General features: G+C 67.8%; 14 protein-coding genes. 5 read left to right on the forward strand and 9 right to left on the reverse strand.

Going from position 1 to position 14,675, the window contains the following annotated elements:
- Positions 1-39 precede the first annotated feature (39 nt).
- The gene (locus tag B4V04_RS08715) at positions 40-531 is read left to right on the forward strand and encodes a hypothetical protein (RefSeq protein ID WP_498230887.1); all 492 of its coding nucleotides are present in this window, start codon (positions 40-42) and stop codon (positions 529-531) included.
- A gap of 68 nt (positions 532-599) precedes the next feature.
- Here B4V04_RS08715 and B4V04_RS08720 read toward each other — a convergent pair whose 3' ends face one another.
- The 4 genes from B4V04_RS08720 to B4V04_RS08735 all read right to left on the reverse strand — a co-directional run bounded on the left by B4V04_RS08720 (position 600) and on the right by B4V04_RS08735 (position 3,837).
- Positions 600-1,781 (reverse strand): aspartate kinase, encoded by a 1,182-nt coding sequence (locus tag B4V04_RS08720; protein WP_498230889.1) that lies wholly within the window; start codon positions 1,779-1,781, stop codon positions 600-602.
- A 251-nt stretch (positions 1,782-2,032) separates the two neighbouring features.
- Complete coding sequence (locus tag B4V04_RS08725; RefSeq protein ID WP_498230891.1) at positions 2,033-2,776, reverse strand: Zn-ribbon domain-containing protein; 744 nt, start codon at positions 2,774-2,776, stop codon at positions 2,033-2,035.
- A complete protein-coding gene (locus B4V04_RS08730) occupies positions 2,777-3,196 on the reverse strand; it encodes a DUF2073 domain-containing protein (protein WP_498230892.1) in 420 nt (139 codons plus the stop codon).
- On the reverse strand, positions 3,196-3,837 hold the full coding sequence (locus B4V04_RS08735) for an Era-like GTP-binding protein (protein WP_144798459.1): 642 nt from the start codon (positions 3,835-3,837) through the stop codon (positions 3,196-3,198). Before B4V04_RS08735 ends, B4V04_RS08730 begins: the two co-directional genes overlap by 1 nt.
- A 1,206-nt stretch (positions 3,838-5,043) precedes the next feature.
- Between B4V04_RS08735 and B4V04_RS08740 the strand changes: the two genes are divergently transcribed.
- Positions 5,044-6,849: a Cdc6/Cdc18 family protein gene (locus B4V04_RS08740; protein WP_498230894.1), complete on the forward strand. Its 1,806-nt coding sequence runs from the start codon at positions 5,044-5,046 to the stop codon at positions 6,847-6,849.
- A 186-nt stretch (positions 6,850-7,035) separates the two neighbouring features.
- Here B4V04_RS08740 and B4V04_RS08745 read toward each other — a convergent pair whose 3' ends face one another.
- Positions 7,036-8,127, reverse strand: coding sequence for a S24/S26 family peptidase (locus B4V04_RS08745; protein WP_498230896.1), 1,092 nt, complete (start codon positions 8,125-8,127; stop codon positions 7,036-7,038).
- Between the two features lie 117 nt (positions 8,128-8,244).
- On the opposite strand from B4V04_RS08745, the gene B4V04_RS08750 reads away from it, so the two are divergent.
- Entirely contained in the window at positions 8,245-9,825 is a 1,581-nt protein-coding gene (locus B4V04_RS08750) for a DNA-directed DNA polymerase II small subunit (protein WP_498230898.1), read from the forward strand.
- A gap of 185 nt (positions 9,826-10,010) precedes the next feature.
- Here the strand turns inward: B4V04_RS08750 and B4V04_RS08755 are convergent, their stop codons facing one another.
- From B4V04_RS08755 to B4V04_RS08770, 4 genes are all read right to left on the reverse strand, one after another.
- On the reverse strand, positions 10,011-10,646 hold the full coding sequence (locus B4V04_RS08755; RefSeq protein ID WP_498230900.1) for an IMPACT family protein: 636 nt from the start codon (positions 10,644-10,646) through the stop codon (positions 10,011-10,013).
- Positions 10,643-11,194 (reverse strand): hypothetical protein, encoded by a 552-nt coding sequence (locus B4V04_RS08760; RefSeq protein ID WP_498230901.1) that lies wholly within the window; start codon positions 11,192-11,194, stop codon positions 10,643-10,645. The genes B4V04_RS08755 and B4V04_RS08760 overlap by 4 nt, the downstream gene beginning before the upstream one ends.
- A 4-nt stretch (positions 11,195-11,198) precedes the next feature.
- Positions 11,199-11,804, reverse strand: a complete 606-nt coding sequence (gene pspAB / locus B4V04_RS08765) for a PspA-associated protein PspAB (protein ID WP_498230903.1) — start codon at positions 11,802-11,804, stop codon at positions 11,199-11,201.
- Between the two features lie 69 nt (positions 11,805-11,873).
- Positions 11,874-12,791, reverse strand: coding sequence for an MBL fold metallo-hydrolase (locus B4V04_RS08770; RefSeq protein WP_498230904.1), 918 nt, complete (start codon positions 12,789-12,791; stop codon positions 11,874-11,876).
- Between the two features lie 138 nt (positions 12,792-12,929).
- Here B4V04_RS08770 and B4V04_RS08775 point away from each other — a divergent pair, with 138 nt between their 5' ends.
- Both B4V04_RS08775 and B4V04_RS08780 read left to right on the forward strand, forming a co-directional pair.
- Positions 12,930-13,880: an NAD(P)H-binding protein gene (locus B4V04_RS08775; RefSeq protein WP_498230906.1), complete on the forward strand. Its 951-nt coding sequence runs from the start codon at positions 12,930-12,932 to the stop codon at positions 13,878-13,880.
- Complete coding sequence (locus B4V04_RS08780; protein ID WP_498230908.1) at positions 13,877-14,545, forward strand: DUF7530 family protein; 669 nt, start codon at positions 13,877-13,879, stop codon at positions 14,543-14,545. The genes B4V04_RS08775 and B4V04_RS08780 overlap by 4 nt, the downstream gene beginning before the upstream one ends.
- The last annotated feature ends 130 nt before the right edge of the window (positions 14,546-14,675 follow it).

The following is a 14,675-nucleotide window of genomic DNA, read 5'->3' on the forward strand; positions in this document are numbered from 1 at the left end:
CGACAGCGGGTTTATACGGGTCCGTCCGGTAGCCGTGGTATGCGGATTCGTGACGCGCTCGAATCGGACGCCGAGGCGCTGGCATCGGTCACCGGTCGGCCAAAAGACGTCGCGAGAAATATGATCCACGACCGGTCGGTTCGGGTTGCGGTTGAAGGCGGCGATGACAGCGACGACGCCGAACGCGACGACGCCGAACGCGACGACGCCGAACGCGACGACGCCGAACGCGACGACGGGGAAGCGGCGGTGCTCGGCTTCGTCGCGTTCGACGTCCGCGGCGACACCGTCCACGTGACCGACTTCGACGGGAGCGGGTCGACGATCGAACGGCTGCTCGAGGAGCCGCGGCGGTTCGCTCGCCGGGAGGAGATGGGCGTCGAGGTCGTCGTCCCGAACGACGAGGCGACCAGCGAGGTCATCGAGGCGTCGGGGTTCGCTGCCGCGGGGAGAGGCCCGCGGTTCGAGGGGCGGCGGACCACCCGGTACCGGATCGAGTACGAGGAGTTGAACGGACGGAACGACGATTGAGGAAGACGGGAGCGTGTTCCGGAGCGACGGGTGTGTCGTCGGGCCGGGCAGGTGGACGGACCGAGCAGTCAGTCGAACCGCTGTTGAACGATCTCGAGCGCCTCTTCTCTGTCGTCCCAGTCGACGAACACCGCGACCGACGTCGCGCTCGTGATGAGGTCGATGATGTTGATCCCGTCCTCGGCCAGCGGTGCGATGATGTCCTGGATGACGCCCGGCTGGTTCGGGAGCTCGCCGCCGGTCACGCGGATGACGGCGATGGGGTCGGCGACGGTCACAGACGAGAGCGCCTCGTCGGAGACGACGGCCTCGTGGAGGAGCGCCTCGGCCGTCTCCGCGATGTCGACGTCGACGTAGAACGTGACCGAGTCCATGCCGGAGGCGACCGCGTCGATGTTGATCTCCTCCTTGCGGAGGGCGTTCGCGAGCTGCGAGAGGATACCGGACCGGTTCCGGATCGCGCGCCCGGCGATGGTGAGACACGCGAGCGGCTCCTCGCGCATGTCGATCAGGCTCTCGAACTGCCCCTCGATGCGAGTGCCGCCCCTGAGGAGATCGCCGTGTTGATAGTGGACGACCCGGACCGCGAGGTCCTCGTCCTTGTAGGAGAGCGCCGACGGCGCGACGACCTCCGCGCCGCGGAAGGAGAGGTTCCGCAGCTCGTCGACCGTGATCCGACCCACGTTCCGCGCCCCCTCGACGACGCGGGGGTCGCCGGTCATGACCCCTTCGACGTCGGTGACGATGACGACCTCGTCGGCGTCCATGTAGTTGCCGAGCATCACCGCGGTCGTGTCGGAGCCGCCGCGACCGAGCGTCGTGACGTTGCCGTCGTGGTCCTCCGCCAGGAAGCCGGTGATGATCGGGACGACGCCGTCGAGCCGCTCCGCGATGGCGTGCGCGCGCTTCTTCGTCTCCTCGACGTCGACCTCGCCGAGCTCGTTCGTGACGACCGGCCAGTCGGGGTGGCCCGGTTCGAGGAAGAGGGCGTCGATGCCGCGGACCGAGAGGGCCGCCTTCAGCATCCTGACGCTGGTGCGTTCGCCCATCGAGACGATCTCGGCGCGGTCGGCGTCGTCGGTCTCGAAGGTGATGTCGTCGAGGAGGTCGTCGGTGGTCGACCCCATCGCGCTCGCGACGACGGCGATCTCGTGGCCGGCCTCGACCGCGTTCGCGACGGAGTCGGCCGCGCGTTCGATGCGGTCGCCGCTGCCGAGGCTCGTCCCGCCGAACTTGGCGACTACGCGCATACGCACACCTCGTCGCGAGCGTTCAGGTCGTCGGCGCGAGCGTGCCGGCCGGATTCGTCGCGTCGGATCGAACGAGAGACGGCTCGAGATTCCGAAGTGAAAGCGTGATCAGCAGACATGGGCGCCCGTAGCGGAGGAAGCCGCATAACTGTGTCCACTTCGACAAGGGTCGCCCGAATGTACAGTTCGACCGGAGCGACGGTTCGAAGGCGGGCGGATGAGGGACACCGCTCGTCGGAAACTCGTCGCCGTCACTCGTCCTGAATGCCCCACGCGTCGGGCATCTCGATGACGTAGCGCCCGTCCTCCTGCAGCGAGATGATGTACTCTTGGCGGTCGTACAGCTCCATCAGGTTGAGCTCGTACTTGCCCGGGCTCACGATCCGGATGCTCTCGAACTGCTCGTTGAGCTCGTCTCGGAGTTCGTTGATGTCGGGACGGGGGCCGTCCGGGCCGGCGGACTCCCGAGCGTCCGCGTCGGATTCGGAGTCGACGGGGTGGCTCGCCCGGTCGAGCTCGTCCGGCGAGACGACGTCGGATCGCGCGCTCGCCTGCGCGACATCCTCCTCGCTGCGTTCGCGGACGTGTTCGGTTCCGGCCGTCGAATCGTCTACCGATTCGGTCGGTTCGTCCGGTTCGGTCGTTTCGTCCGGGTCGGCCGGTTCGTCCGGGTCGGCCGGGTCAGCGTCAGAGGTCGTCGAGTCAGCGTCGACACTGGAAGACGTGTCGGGAGCGGTCGAATCGGGGTCGCCGCTTCGAGGAGAGCGATCGTCCGGAGTCGGAGAGGACCGCTCCGTCGGATCCGACGTCTGTCGTTCGGGCGGCGCCGACTGTTCGTCAGTTGTCGGGTCTTCGTCCGTCGTCGGTCCTTCGTCCGTCGTCGCGCCCGCGGGCTTGAATTGGAACTTGTTCCCACCGCAGTCCGGACAGCCCGAGAGCATCTCCTTCGAGCCGTCGGGGAACGTCCGGCCGCAGGTGGTACACTGGTGAGGCATCTATTTACGGGAGACGAGCGTGCTGATGAGGTTCTCGTCTTTGTGCAGCGTCTCGATCCGGTTGGCCGGTCCGATGACGGTGAGCTTCTGCGCGGACTTCCGCCCCATCAGCTTGTCGAGGAAGCTCTGGTCGGACGTCTCCGCCTTCGGGTACGTCTCGATCTCGATCCCGGTGAAGTCGTCCGGGCTGATCTCGGTCATCGTCACCTCGATCAGCTTCGACTCCTCGTCGGGGGAGAGCCCCTCCTCTAAGATCACGATGTTCCCGTCGCGGACGCCGTCGAGGATGAGGCGGATCTTCTCCATGCCGGTGAGCCCCTCCATCCGGGCGCCGCTTATCATGTCGATCCGGACGCCGTCGTCGGAGTCGGAGTCGTCGGCCGACGCGTCGCCGTCGACGTTGGGGGTCGGTCCGGGCATCAGCCGAAGTACTCCGCGATCTTCGTGTACACTTCGTCCATGTTGTCGCCTTCGAGCGCCGAGAGGGGGATCGTCTCGTGTTGCGGGAAGGCGTTGGCGATCTGCTGGACGTCCGCTCCGGGAAGGTCCGTCTTGTTCGCGAGGATCAGCGCCGGGAGGTCCTGCGACTCGATGATCCCGATGAGCATCGTGTTCACCTGCGTGAACGGGTCCGTGGAGGAGTCGAGGACGTAGATGACGCCGTCGACGTCCTCGCGGAGCCAGTGCATCGCCTCCGCGACCCCTTCGGTCGCCTCGCGGGAGCGACGCACCGCGTCGTCCTTCTCCATGTCGTGGTCGAGGAACTCCTTGTAGTCGACCTTCGTCGTCACCCCCGGCGTGTCGACGATGTCGATCGTGACCTTCCGCCCGTTCCGTTCGATCTCGACGTTCTCCTTGCGGCGAGCCCGCCGAGTCTCGTGCGGGATGTGGCTCTCGGGTCCGACGGCGTCACCCGTCCAGTCGCGTGCGATCCGATTTGCGAGGGTCGTCTTTCCGGCGTTCGGCGGTCCGTAGATCCCGATACGCTTGGGTTCGTCGGCCGCGAACAGCCCGTCGGTGACCCGTGATATGCTGTCTTTGAGATTCGTGAGCAGTCCCATCCTGACCTCCAATCCTGGTTTCTCCCGAACGAGCCGTGTCGCGTGTTACCGCCCGATCCGGCCGCACCCGGCGTTCGTTCGGGGAATTAAGGTAGAATCCACGCCCCTCTCACTTAAGAACTGCGTCAGACGTTCCGATCGGCCGATATTGAACGTATGCGGTTTCGAGCCGTTCGATATCTAGTTCGTTTCGAACACCGGAAACGAACTCCCCGAAGCCGACGCGAAAGCGGAGTGCAGGGAATCGATGAGAAAGTGGAGTGCAGGGAATCGGCTCGGAGTCCAGACGTCGATCGGTGACAGGGGCGTAGCGGTGATCTCTCGGATCTCGATTCCTCTCGATGACCGTCTTCGGTTCTCGGACCCTCCCCCACCCCTTCGTTTCGACTGGAGACGTCCGGTGGGGTGGGTCGGGTGTTGGTTGTGACCCGGGTATCTGACAGTGTTCGTTTAATTGCTCACGTATACTCTCTACAAACAACCTAAAAACAACAACAAAAATATCGAGGGGTTTGCCGAGGGTACTGTTGTACGACTTCACATATAAAACCATCTATATAATATACGGTCTCCCGAACACCCCCACCCACCCCAATCGGGTTCCACACGAAACAAAGGGGTGGGGGGGTCCGGAGAATCGACTACCGTACAACCGGGCGAACGCCGAACCGTCTCCGCTTGAGATGCCGGCGAGCCGTCGACAAGTCGACGCCTAACCGACGACTAGACGATCGGGGCCGTCCTCCCCGTCTCGGTCCGATAGTTTCGTTCGCCACCATCGGTTCCGGTGCATCGAACGACGCGACGGACCGAGTGGACGCGCCATCTCCCGATACGTTCTGTCTAACGACCCGTCCCGCGTTCGATCTGCCGCGGGAGCTTCCGTTTCGACGGATCGCCCTATTTCGACGGATCGCTACGTAGCACCGTTTCCGGCCGCCGTCGATTCCGTCTATCGGCGGATGCGTCTGTCAACTGTCCGATTCGACCGGTCCGACCCGTCCGAAACACGTCCGCCGATCCCGTCCCCCAGCGGTGCGTTTCGAGTCCGGAGAGCAACACTTTTGTACCGCCTCTTCATCTGGTTCGACTGCATCAACTGGACATCGCTGAATACGAACTGTGCCGGATGTCAACGTTTCAGGTCGGAACGCGACGCACCTTGCCCTCTCATGGCGAATTTCCACCTGAAACAGAGGGGTTCACATGGACGAAGGAGAGAACACACCACAGGCGGGCGAATCGGAGAACAGCGGCGGGGAAATCGGTGACTCGTCCCCGACAGACGGAGATATCGACGAACCACCTTCGAGCCTGACGGACCGCGAACCTGACTCCTCCGCCGAGGAATCCGATGACTCGCTGGAATCCGACGACTCGATCGAGGAGACCGACGGCCGTACCGAGGACTCCGCCGACTCCCGACGGTCCCGCTCCGACACGGACGCTGATACCGACACGGACGCTGATACCGACGTTTCCGCCGACACCGATGTTCCCGCCGACACCGACGTTCCCGCCGACACCGAGGTCTCCATCGACACGGATGTCGACGTCGGAAGCGGCGGCCGCGACCGTTCCTCTACCGACGTCGACTTCGACGGGGTCGTCCTCGACGACGACGACGACAATCAGGGGCTGTTCGACGACCTCCTCTCCGGGGAACCGATATTCGAGAACAAGGAGGTGCTCCGTCCGTCCTACACCCCGCACGAGCTCCCGCACCGGAACGACCAGATCAACCGGATGGCGACGATCCTCGTCTCGGCGCTCCGCGGCGAGACACCCTCAAATATTCTCATCTACGGGAAGACGGGCACCGGGAAGACGGCGTCGGCGAAGTTCGTCTCGCAGGAGCTCGAGTCGACTTCGCAGAAGTACGACGTCCCCTGCGAGGTCGAGTACATCAACTGCGAGGTGACCGACACGCAGTACCGCGTCCTCGCCCAGCTCGCGAACACCTTCATCGAGAAGAACCAGCGGGTCATCGCCGACCGCCTCGACCGCTACAGAGAGCTCAGATCCGAGGCGGACGACGACCCCGGGGCCCTCACCGGAACCGAGTTCGCGACGCTCGACGACCTCGACGCGCGGATCGACGAGCTCGAAACCGACGCAGATGAAATGGAGGAGGTCCCGATGACCGGGTGGCCGACCGACCGAGTGTACTCGACGTTCTTCGAGGCGGTCGACTACCACGAGCGCGTGGTCGTGATCATGCTCGACGAGATCGACAAGCTCGTCGAGAAGAGCGGCGACGACACCCTGTATAACCTCTCCCGGATGAACTCGGAGCTCGACCGGTCGCGGATCTCCATCATGGGGATCTCCAACGACCTGAAGTTCACCGACTTCCTCGACCCCCGCGTCAAGTCCAGCCTCGGCGAGGAGGAGATCGTGTTCCCGCCGTACGACGCGAACCAGCTCCGGGACATCCTCCAGCACCGCGCGGACATCGCGTTCAAAGAGGAGGCGCTCACCGACGACGTGATCCCCCTCTGCGCGGCGTTCGCCGCCCAGGAGCACGGCGACGCCCGCCGCGCCCTCGACCTCCTCCGGACCGCCGGAGAGCTCGCGGAGCGCTCGCAGGCCGAGATCGTCGCCGAGAAACACGTGCGGCAGGCGCAGGACAAGATCGAACTCGACCGCGTCGTCGAGGTCGTCCGGACGCTCCCGACCCAGAGCAAGATCGTCCTCTTCGCCGTGATCCTCCTTGAGAAGAACGGCGTTCACAACATCAACACCGGCGAGGTGTTCAACATCTACAAGCGCCTGTGCGAGGAGATCGACGCGGACGTGCTCACGCAGCGCCGCGTCACCGACCTCATCAGCGAGCTCGACATGCTCGGGATCGTCAACGCGGTCGTCGTCTCCAAGGGCCGCTACGGCCGCACGAAGGAGATGGGCCTCTCGGTCCCCGTCGAGGAGACGGAGGCGGTGCTGCTGTCCGACTCCCGCCTCGGCGACATCGAGAACGCCCAGCCGTTCGTTCAGGCGCGGTTCGACAACTGACTCGGGCCGCGCCCTTCTGCGACTGACACTCGACTCCCCTCGTCGCCCCCGCTCCGGTCGAGTTCGTCCCGCTCCCGTTCGGGCGCGCTCAGGCCGCCACGCTCACGCCGCCGCTCTCACGCCACCGCGATCACGCCGCCGCTCTCACGCCACCGCGATCACGCCGCCGCTCTCACGCCACCGCGATCACGCCGCCGCGCTCGCGATCGAACCTCCACCCGAAACGATGGGCTCATCGACCGATCCGGATCCGCTCGTCGTCTGCCGCCGATCCACCGACTCCGCCGCTGCGGTCGTCGCGACCACGTCGCTCAGCTCGGCCTGACCGCTCGCGATCAGCCGCACGTATCCGAGATACGGGACGCGGACCCGCGCGACACCGGTCAGCCACTCGGCTCTCACCGGCGCCGCGAGTCCGTTCGCCTGGTCGTACGCGCCGTTGTTGTCGCCGAGCGTGATGAACCCGTCGTGGGGGGCCGGACAGTGTCTGAGCTCGGCGCATCCGGCCGCGCTGTGGTACTCGTCGTCGGCGCGGTCGTACCAGTTTTCCCCCTCCTCGACGTGAAACATCGCCCGGTGGATGATCGGTGAGGCCGTCCGTCCCGGCGGCCGGTATATCACCACCGACCCGTACGACCCGAACGTCCGGTAGTCGGCGGTCCGTCCGTCTTCGTACGTCACCACGCCGACGTCGTTGTCCGCCGCGTCGGGCGCGAGCCGCCCGGGCTCCGTGACGAAGACGAGGTCGCCGACCTCCATGTTGGGCTCCATGCTTCCGGACTCGACGGCGACCATCGGCGGCCACACGCCGCTGACTCCGAACAGGATCAGCCCGATCACCAGCACGATAGCCACGCTGGAGAGCAGCTCTCGCACCCACATCAGCGCGCCCTCCCTGTCGTGACGGAACCGATAGGCGAGACTCTCCGCCTCCTCCGGAGGCGACTCGTCACCACCCGTCCCCGCCGGCGCTCCCTCGTCGTCGGCGCCCACCGGGAACCCGGATCCCTCGGATCGCTCGACCGACCCTGTGCTATCGGCGGGCTCGGTCGGCGCGGTCGAATCGACCCGATCGGGTCTCTCGGCCGGAACGGTCGACTCACCCGGATCGGACGCTTCGGGCGGAGTGCTCGAACCGACGGCGCGGTCGGAATCGCGTGCGTCGGTCGGACCGGTCGATTCCGCCTCGTCGCGTTCGTCTCGGTCTCCGTCGTCGTCCGACGCGTCCCTTCGCTCGGCCGGATCGCCGTTGGATCCCGGCCGATCCCCTTCGTCCATTACCTGCGGGTTGTCGGGTTTCGGTGATAAGCTTCCGGGTCGGCGCTTTCGGCGGTCTACGGGACGACCGACCGGATCTCCGGAACCGTTTTGAGTCGCACCCCCCTCTCGACTGTCGTGCCGCTGGAGTCGAACGCCCGGATCGTCAAGGAGCTCGCCAGGCGGGGTTACAACGCGGAGCGAGAGGCGGTGACCCTGCTGGCGAGCGCGCCCGACTCCGCAACAGCCCTCGAATCGGCCGTCGACCGCGCGCCCGACGACGCCCTCCGAATCACCGCCGACCACGTCCGCGCGGCGGTCGGTTCCGACGACGTCGCGGATTCCGAGATCCCGTCCGGCTCCGACGCCGACCCCGACGCCGACTCCGGGACTCCGACGGGCTCAAATCCCGACTCAGCCCTTGATGCGGGTCGATCTCCAGTCGAAACGGAGGGGTCAGAGCGTGACGTCCGAGCCGATTCGACCGCCGGACGACGCGACCGCGACCCGGGCCGCCGGGAGCTGGAGGTCGGAAACGACATGACCGGACGGAGCACCGGAACCGGCGAGTACGCCGACTTCGTCCGGACGTTCCGCGACCGCTACGAGCGCCTCTCGAAGGTGCTCCGAGGCCGCGTCAACCACCGTCCCGCGGAGGCGATCGCGGACATGCCCGGCGGCAGCGACGCCGCGATGATCGGGCTCGTCAACGACGTGCGCTCGACGAAGTCGGGCCACTGGCTCGTCGAACTGGAGGACACCACCGGCACGTTCCCCGCGCTGGTGATGAAAGACAAGGGGCTCGCCGACGTCGTCGACGAGATCCTGATGGACGAGTGCGTCGCCGTCGAGGGGACGCTCGCCGACGACTCCGGTATCCTGTTCGCCGACTCGCTGCACTTCCCGGACGTCCCCCGAACCCACCAAACCGGCGCGGCCGACCGCCACGTCCAGGCCGCGCTGATCTCCGACGTCCACGTCGGCAGCGACGAGTTCATGGCCGACGCGTGGAGCCGCTTCACCGACTGGCTCCACACGCCCGAGGCGGAGCCGGTCGAGTACATCCTCCTCGCCGGCGACATGGTCGAGGGGGTCGGCGTCTACCCCGATCAGGACGAGGAGCTGGAGATCGTCGACATCTACGACCAGTACGAGGCGTTCTCGGAGCACCTCAAGGAGGTGCCGGCGGACACCGAGGTCGTGATGATCCCCGGCAACCACGACGCGGTCCGGCTCGCCGAGCCGCAGCCCGGATTCAACGACGAGATCCGCGACATCCTGGACGTCCACGACGCGCAAGTCGTCTCGAACCCCGCCACCGTCAGCGTCGAGGGCGTCGAGGTGCTGATGTACCACGGCGTCTCGCTCGACGAGGTGATCGCGGAGCTCCCCGAGGAGAAGGCGAGCTACGACGAGCCCCACAAGGCGATGTACCAGCTCCTCAAGAAGCGTCACGTCGCCCCGCAGTTCGGCGGCCACACCCGCGTCGCGCCGGAGGAGCGCGACTACCTCGTCATCGAGGACGTCCCGGACGTGTTCCACACCGGCCACGTCCACAAGCTCGGCTGGGGGAAGTACCACAACGTCCTCGCGGTCAACTCCGGCTGCTGGCAGGCGCAGACCGACTTCCAGAAGTCCGTCAACATCGACCCCGACGCGGGCTACGCCCCCATCCTCGACCTCGACACGCTGGAGATGACGGTGCGGAAGTTCGCGTAGTCCCCGACGGTCTCCCGCCCGTTTCACCCCCGCCCACTCGGCCGACAGTTGAAGTCGGATACCGCCACCAATCCCGCCCGTGACGTGACCGTCGCCCGCGGCGCACTGGGCCGGAGCGCGACGCACCGCCGCGGAACCCCTCCGTTTCGACTCCGTCGCCTGTTCGCCATCTGGCGCTTCCGCGGCTACCGATCGATCTTGACCCGACCGCTCGTCGCGCTGTTGAGCCGCTCGACCAGCTCGTCGACCTCGGCCACCGGAACGCGGAGTTCGAACCGCACGCGCTCGTCGTAGTCGGCGTCGAACGCGACGTCGGAGGACTCGATCACGCTTCGAACCGTGCCGGAGTCGTCGTACTCCGTCTCCACGACCAGCCGCCGGTGCGGCCGCTCCTCGACGACGCCGGCCTCGTCGACCCCGTCCTTCACCGCCCGCGAGTAGGCGCGCGCGAGCCCCCCGACGCCGAGGTTCGTCCCGCCGTAGTAGCGCGTCACCACCGCGACGACGTTGCGGATTTCGCGCTGCTGGAGGACGTTGAGCGCCGGCTTCCCGGCCGACCCCGAGGGCTCCCCGTCGTCGGAGGAGTACTCTCGGAGCATGGGATCGCCTCCGGGCGTCCGCTCGGACGCCGTTCCGGCCGGCACCCGGTACGCCGGCACGTTGTGGCTCGCGTCGTCGTACTCCTCTTCGACCCGCTCGATGAACTCCTCGGCCTCCGCGACCGTGTCGACCGGGGCGACGTGGCCGAGGAACTCCGATCCGCGGACCTCGAACGTCGCCGTCGCGGGCTCGGCGACCGTCAGGTACGTGGTGTCCGTCACGGGTCGACGTCCTCCTCAGCGGGGCTGTCGCGCTCGCCGCGGTCGTCGCGATCACCGGGGCCGTCGCCTTCGGCGGTCGATCCGCCTCGTCGTTCGAGCACCGCGCTCGTCGGCGGCGCGAGCCGATACAGCGCGAGGAAGGCGGCGACGCCGACGAGCTCCGCCCCCTTCGCGACGATCGCCAGCGGGTCGCCCGCGAGCGCCGACGCGGCCGCGGCGCCGTGCCAGCCGACGTAGCCGAGGAGGAACGCCGCGAGAACGCCGGCGCCGAGCGCGTACAGCCGCCGGTACTCGGGCGCGCGCAGCGTCGCGACGGCGACGGCGACCGTGAACGTCCCCCCGAGGAGGAACACGTAGGGGCGCGGATCGCTCGGCGCGCCCAGCCGCGGCCACGCCCACAGCAGGTGGACCGCGGCGCTCAGCACAGCGGCCTGTACCGCGACCGCTCGAACGGCCCGTTTCCTCGGGGCGTCGCGACCGCGGAACTCGCCGCTCGACGAGTCGACGTCGGCGCCGTCGTTCGCCTCCGGTGCCGTCGACGCGCTCATCGGGTCACTCCCACGGGCGGTTCCCGGGCTCGTCCGGCCACAGCGGGTACCAGTACGACTCGTCGTCCTCTAAGCCGAGCTCCCCGTCGAGGACGGACTGGAGCTTGAACTCGACCTGCTGGTTCCGGTCGCTCGTCCCCTTCGGCGAGAAGGGGTAGTACGCGCCGCGCCGGAACGAGTAGATCCAGTAGGCGTCGGTGTCTCCGCGCTCGAAGCCGAAGACGGCCGCGAGCAGCCGGGAGCCGAACCCCTCCTCGATGAACTGGTCGGCCGCGAAGTGGACGCTCGTCACGAGGTCCTCCGGATCGTCGTCCTCGAGGACGAACCACTGGTAGCCGTGGTCGTCCTCGTGGCGGTGGAACCCCGTGCCGGTCTCGATCTCGCCGGCCTCGAGGATTGCCTCGACGGTCTCGACGGCGTCGTCGAAGCGGGTGCTGTCCACCCCGGAGAAGCAGAGCGCGGCCTCCCCGCAGTGGTCGTAGCCGAGGTCGGCCTCCATCGTCATGTACGCGGTCGACATCCCGAAGAGGTCCTCGGGGTCGGCCTCCCGGGTCGCGTCCGTCTCGGCGCTCGTCCCGAGCACGGCGCGGATCGTGTCGAAGATGCCCATCTATGAGTGGATCCTAGGCGACGCGGGGTTTAGGAGGTTTCCGTCGGTGGCGGCGACGCGCCTCCGGTGTCATTCCTCGTTCTCCGCGACGTAGTCGAGGTACGCGAGGACCCCCCGGACGTTCAGGCTCGCGTTGGCGCGGGCGCGCTCGGGGTTCCAGAACTCGCGGTCTCGGCTCGCCGCCTCGAAGTGCTCGACGACCGCGTCGTCGTCCCCGAGCTCCTCGCGCTTCTCCCGGATCGCCTCCACCCACTCGACGTACGCCCGTTTTATCTCGCCGGCCAGCTCCGGCTCGTACTCGCGGGGGCCGAAGTGTCCGAAACAGAGGTAGTCGGGGTCGAGATCCTCGATCGTCCGGACGTCGGCGAGGCACTGGTCGAGGTCGAACTGCGGCGGCGGCGTCGTCGGCTCGATCCCGTCGACCGCGGGGACGTAGATCCCGGCTGCGTCGGCCGCGAAGACAACGCCGGCGTCGGGGTCGTGGTAGATCGCGTGGTGCGGGGCGTGTCCCGGCGCCTCGTGGACGACCAGCTCTCGGTCACCGAGATCGATCCGGTCCCCCTCCGCGAGCCCCGAGATCCGATCCTCGGGGACCGGCTCGGGCTCGTCGTAGTACTCCCACTGCTCTTCCACCGCGGACTTCGTCCCGGCGACGAGCGCCCCCGGGTCGACGAGGTGTCGAACGCCCTTCTCCGGCACGACGACCTCCGCGTTCGGGTAGCGCTGAGCGAGGTGACCCGCCCCGCCCGCGTGGTCGAGGTGAGCGTGGGTCGGCAGGATCCACGCGAGTTCCTCGCGGTCGATCCCGACCTCGGCTATCGTCTCGTACAGCGCCTCGCGGTTCGCGCCGGTGCCGGTGTCGATCACGACCGGGCGCTCGGCGTCGTACACGTACACGGCCCCGTACTCGTCGGTGTCGAACATCCCGGTGTCGTGGACGTACAGGTCAGACACTCCGCGAACCGGCTCGTACTCGCCTGCGTGCATGGCCGAACGAGCGGCGCGCGCCCTCTTTTAGGGATCGGTCTCGGCGACGCGCGCCTCCGGGCGGCGCTGCCTCGATGTTCCGGTCCCGACGGGGTCGCCGTGGCGGGTGCTTATGGTCGTTCCACCCGAGCGATCGGTATGCGCGTGCTCGTCACCGGCGCCACCGGATTCGTCGGGACCCGACTCGTTCCGACGCTCCTCGACCGCGGCCACGAGGTCGTCTCCTTGGTCCGCGACGCCGACGGCTACGCCCCGCCCGAGGGGGTCCGCGTCGTCGAGGGGGACCTCCTGGCGCCCGACACCCTCCCGCCGGCGTTCGAGGTCGACGGCGATCCGGTCGACGCCGCCTACTACCTCGTTCACTCCATGGACGGCGGTCCCGGCTACGAGGAGCGGGACCGCGACTGCGCGACCAACTTCGTCGAGGCCGCCTCGGCCGCCGGCGTCGACCGCGTGATCTACCTCGGCGGCCTCGGGGAGGACCGCGAGGAGCTCTCCGAACACCTCCGCTCCCGCCGCGAGGTCGAGCGGATCCTCGCGTCCGGCGACCCGGACCTGACCACGCTGCGCGCGGCGATCATCATCGGCGCCGGGAGCGCGAGCTTCGACGTCATCCACGGGCTCGCGAGCCGGCTCCCGGTGATGACGACGCCGAAGTGGGTCGACACGCTCTGTCAGCCGATCGCGATCGACGACGTCGTCGGGTACCTCACCGGCGTCCTCGAGGCCCCGGAGACGCGCGACGACACCTTCGAGATCGGCGGGCCCGACGTCTTGACCTACGCCGAGATCCTCCGCCGGACGCGCCGACAGCTCGGGCACAAGCTGTGGATCGTCCGGGTGCCGGTGTTGAGCCCGGAGCTGTCGGCGAAGTGGCTCCGACTGGTGACCGACGTGAACCCCTACCTCGCCCGCTCGCTCGTCGAGGGGCTCCGCAACACCGTGATCGTCGAGGACGACCGGATCCGCGACATCGTTCCGATCGAACAGACGCCCTTCGAGGTCGCCGTCGCGAGGGCGATCGACCGGCCTCGCCGCGGCGACCCGCCCGACGAGGTTCCGGCGACCGACGTAGAGGTCGAACTGTGAGCCGGAACTACGGCGAGACGTGGGTGTACGAGAGCCTCGTCGGCGGGATCCCCGGATTGGGGATCTCCCGCACGCTCGCGGTCGCGATCCAGTTCCTGCTGTTCCAGGTCGGCGTCCTCGCGCTCGGTTGGTACTACGGGCTGTGGGACGCCGTCCTCGCGGGGACGGTCGCCGTCCTCGTCGCGGCGATCGGCAGCGTCGAGATGCACCGGCTCGGCGCCGCCAACCGTCGGCTGTCGACCCCGCCAGAGCACAAGCGGCTGCTGTTCGGGTCGAGCATCGAGATCGTCCTCGGCGTGCTCGCGTTCATCGCGCTGCTCACGTACGTGATCGCGTGGGACGGGACGCTGATCGAGCGCCTGTTCGGTCTCGACCCTCCGGTCCCGGTGGTGTACCTCACCCTGCTGATCCTCTGGGACCTCACCTACCGGATCGGCACGTCGTGGTGGAGCGCGGTCGTCGCGCTCTGGCGGGCGGTGAACGTCGACCTCGCCCCGAGCGAGGCGTCCCGGGTCAGGCGCCTCGACGCGGAGAACGTCGGCTTCTCGGCGCTTCAACTGGCGCTCGTCCCGTTCCTGCTCGAGGAGCCGATCCTGCTCGGGGCCGTCGTCGGCCACGTCCTCGCGGTCGCGATCGTCTGCTCGGCCGCGATCGCGTTGACCTGACCGGGCGCGCTCGCGCCGCGGTCGCCTGTTCTCCCGTCTCCGGAGCCGCCGCTCTCACGGCTCGCTGGTCCCGCCGCTCGCCGATCAGCGGTTCGGAAGGAAGCCGACGGATCCGCAGAAACGCGGTCCG

The sequence above is a fragment of the Halorubrum sp. B52 genome, assembly GCF_059752555.1.

Coding starts and splice junctions, on each gene's coding strand:
- B4V04_RS08715 (WP_498230887.1), top strand. CDS start 40: ATGCGGATTCGTGACGCGCTCGAATCGGACGCCGAGGCGCTGGCATCG.
- B4V04_RS08720 (WP_498230889.1), bottom strand. CDS start 1,781: ATGCGCGTAGTCGCCAAGTTCGGCGGGACGAGCCTCGGCAGCGGCGAC.
- B4V04_RS08725 (WP_498230891.1), bottom strand. CDS start 2,776: ATGCCTCACCAGTGTACCACCTGCGGCCGGACGTTCCCCGACGGCTCG.
- B4V04_RS08730 (WP_498230892.1), bottom strand. CDS start 3,196: ATGCCCGGACCGACCCCCAACGTCGACGGCGACGCGTCGGCCGACGAC.
- B4V04_RS08735 (WP_144798459.1), bottom strand. CDS start 3,837: ATGGGACTGCTCACGAATCTCAAAGACAGCATATCACGGGTCACCGAC.
- B4V04_RS08740 (WP_498230894.1), top strand. CDS start 5,044: ATGGACGAAGGAGAGAACACACCACAGGCGGGCGAATCGGAGAACAGC.
- B4V04_RS08745 (WP_498230896.1), bottom strand. CDS start 8,127: ATGGACGAAGGGGATCGGCCGGGATCCAACGGCGATCCGGCCGAGCGA.
- B4V04_RS08760 (WP_498230901.1), bottom strand. CDS start 11,194: ATGAGCGCGTCGACGGCACCGGAGGCGAACGACGGCGCCGACGTCGAC.
- pspAB (WP_498230903.1), bottom strand. CDS start 11,804: ATGGGCATCTTCGACACGATCCGCGCCGTGCTCGGGACGAGCGCCGAG.
- B4V04_RS08770 (WP_498230904.1), bottom strand. CDS start 12,791: ATGCACGCAGGCGAGTACGAGCCGGTTCGCGGAGTGTCTGACCTGTAC.
- B4V04_RS08775 (WP_498230906.1), top strand. CDS start 12,930: ATGCGCGTGCTCGTCACCGGCGCCACCGGATTCGTCGGGACCCGACTC.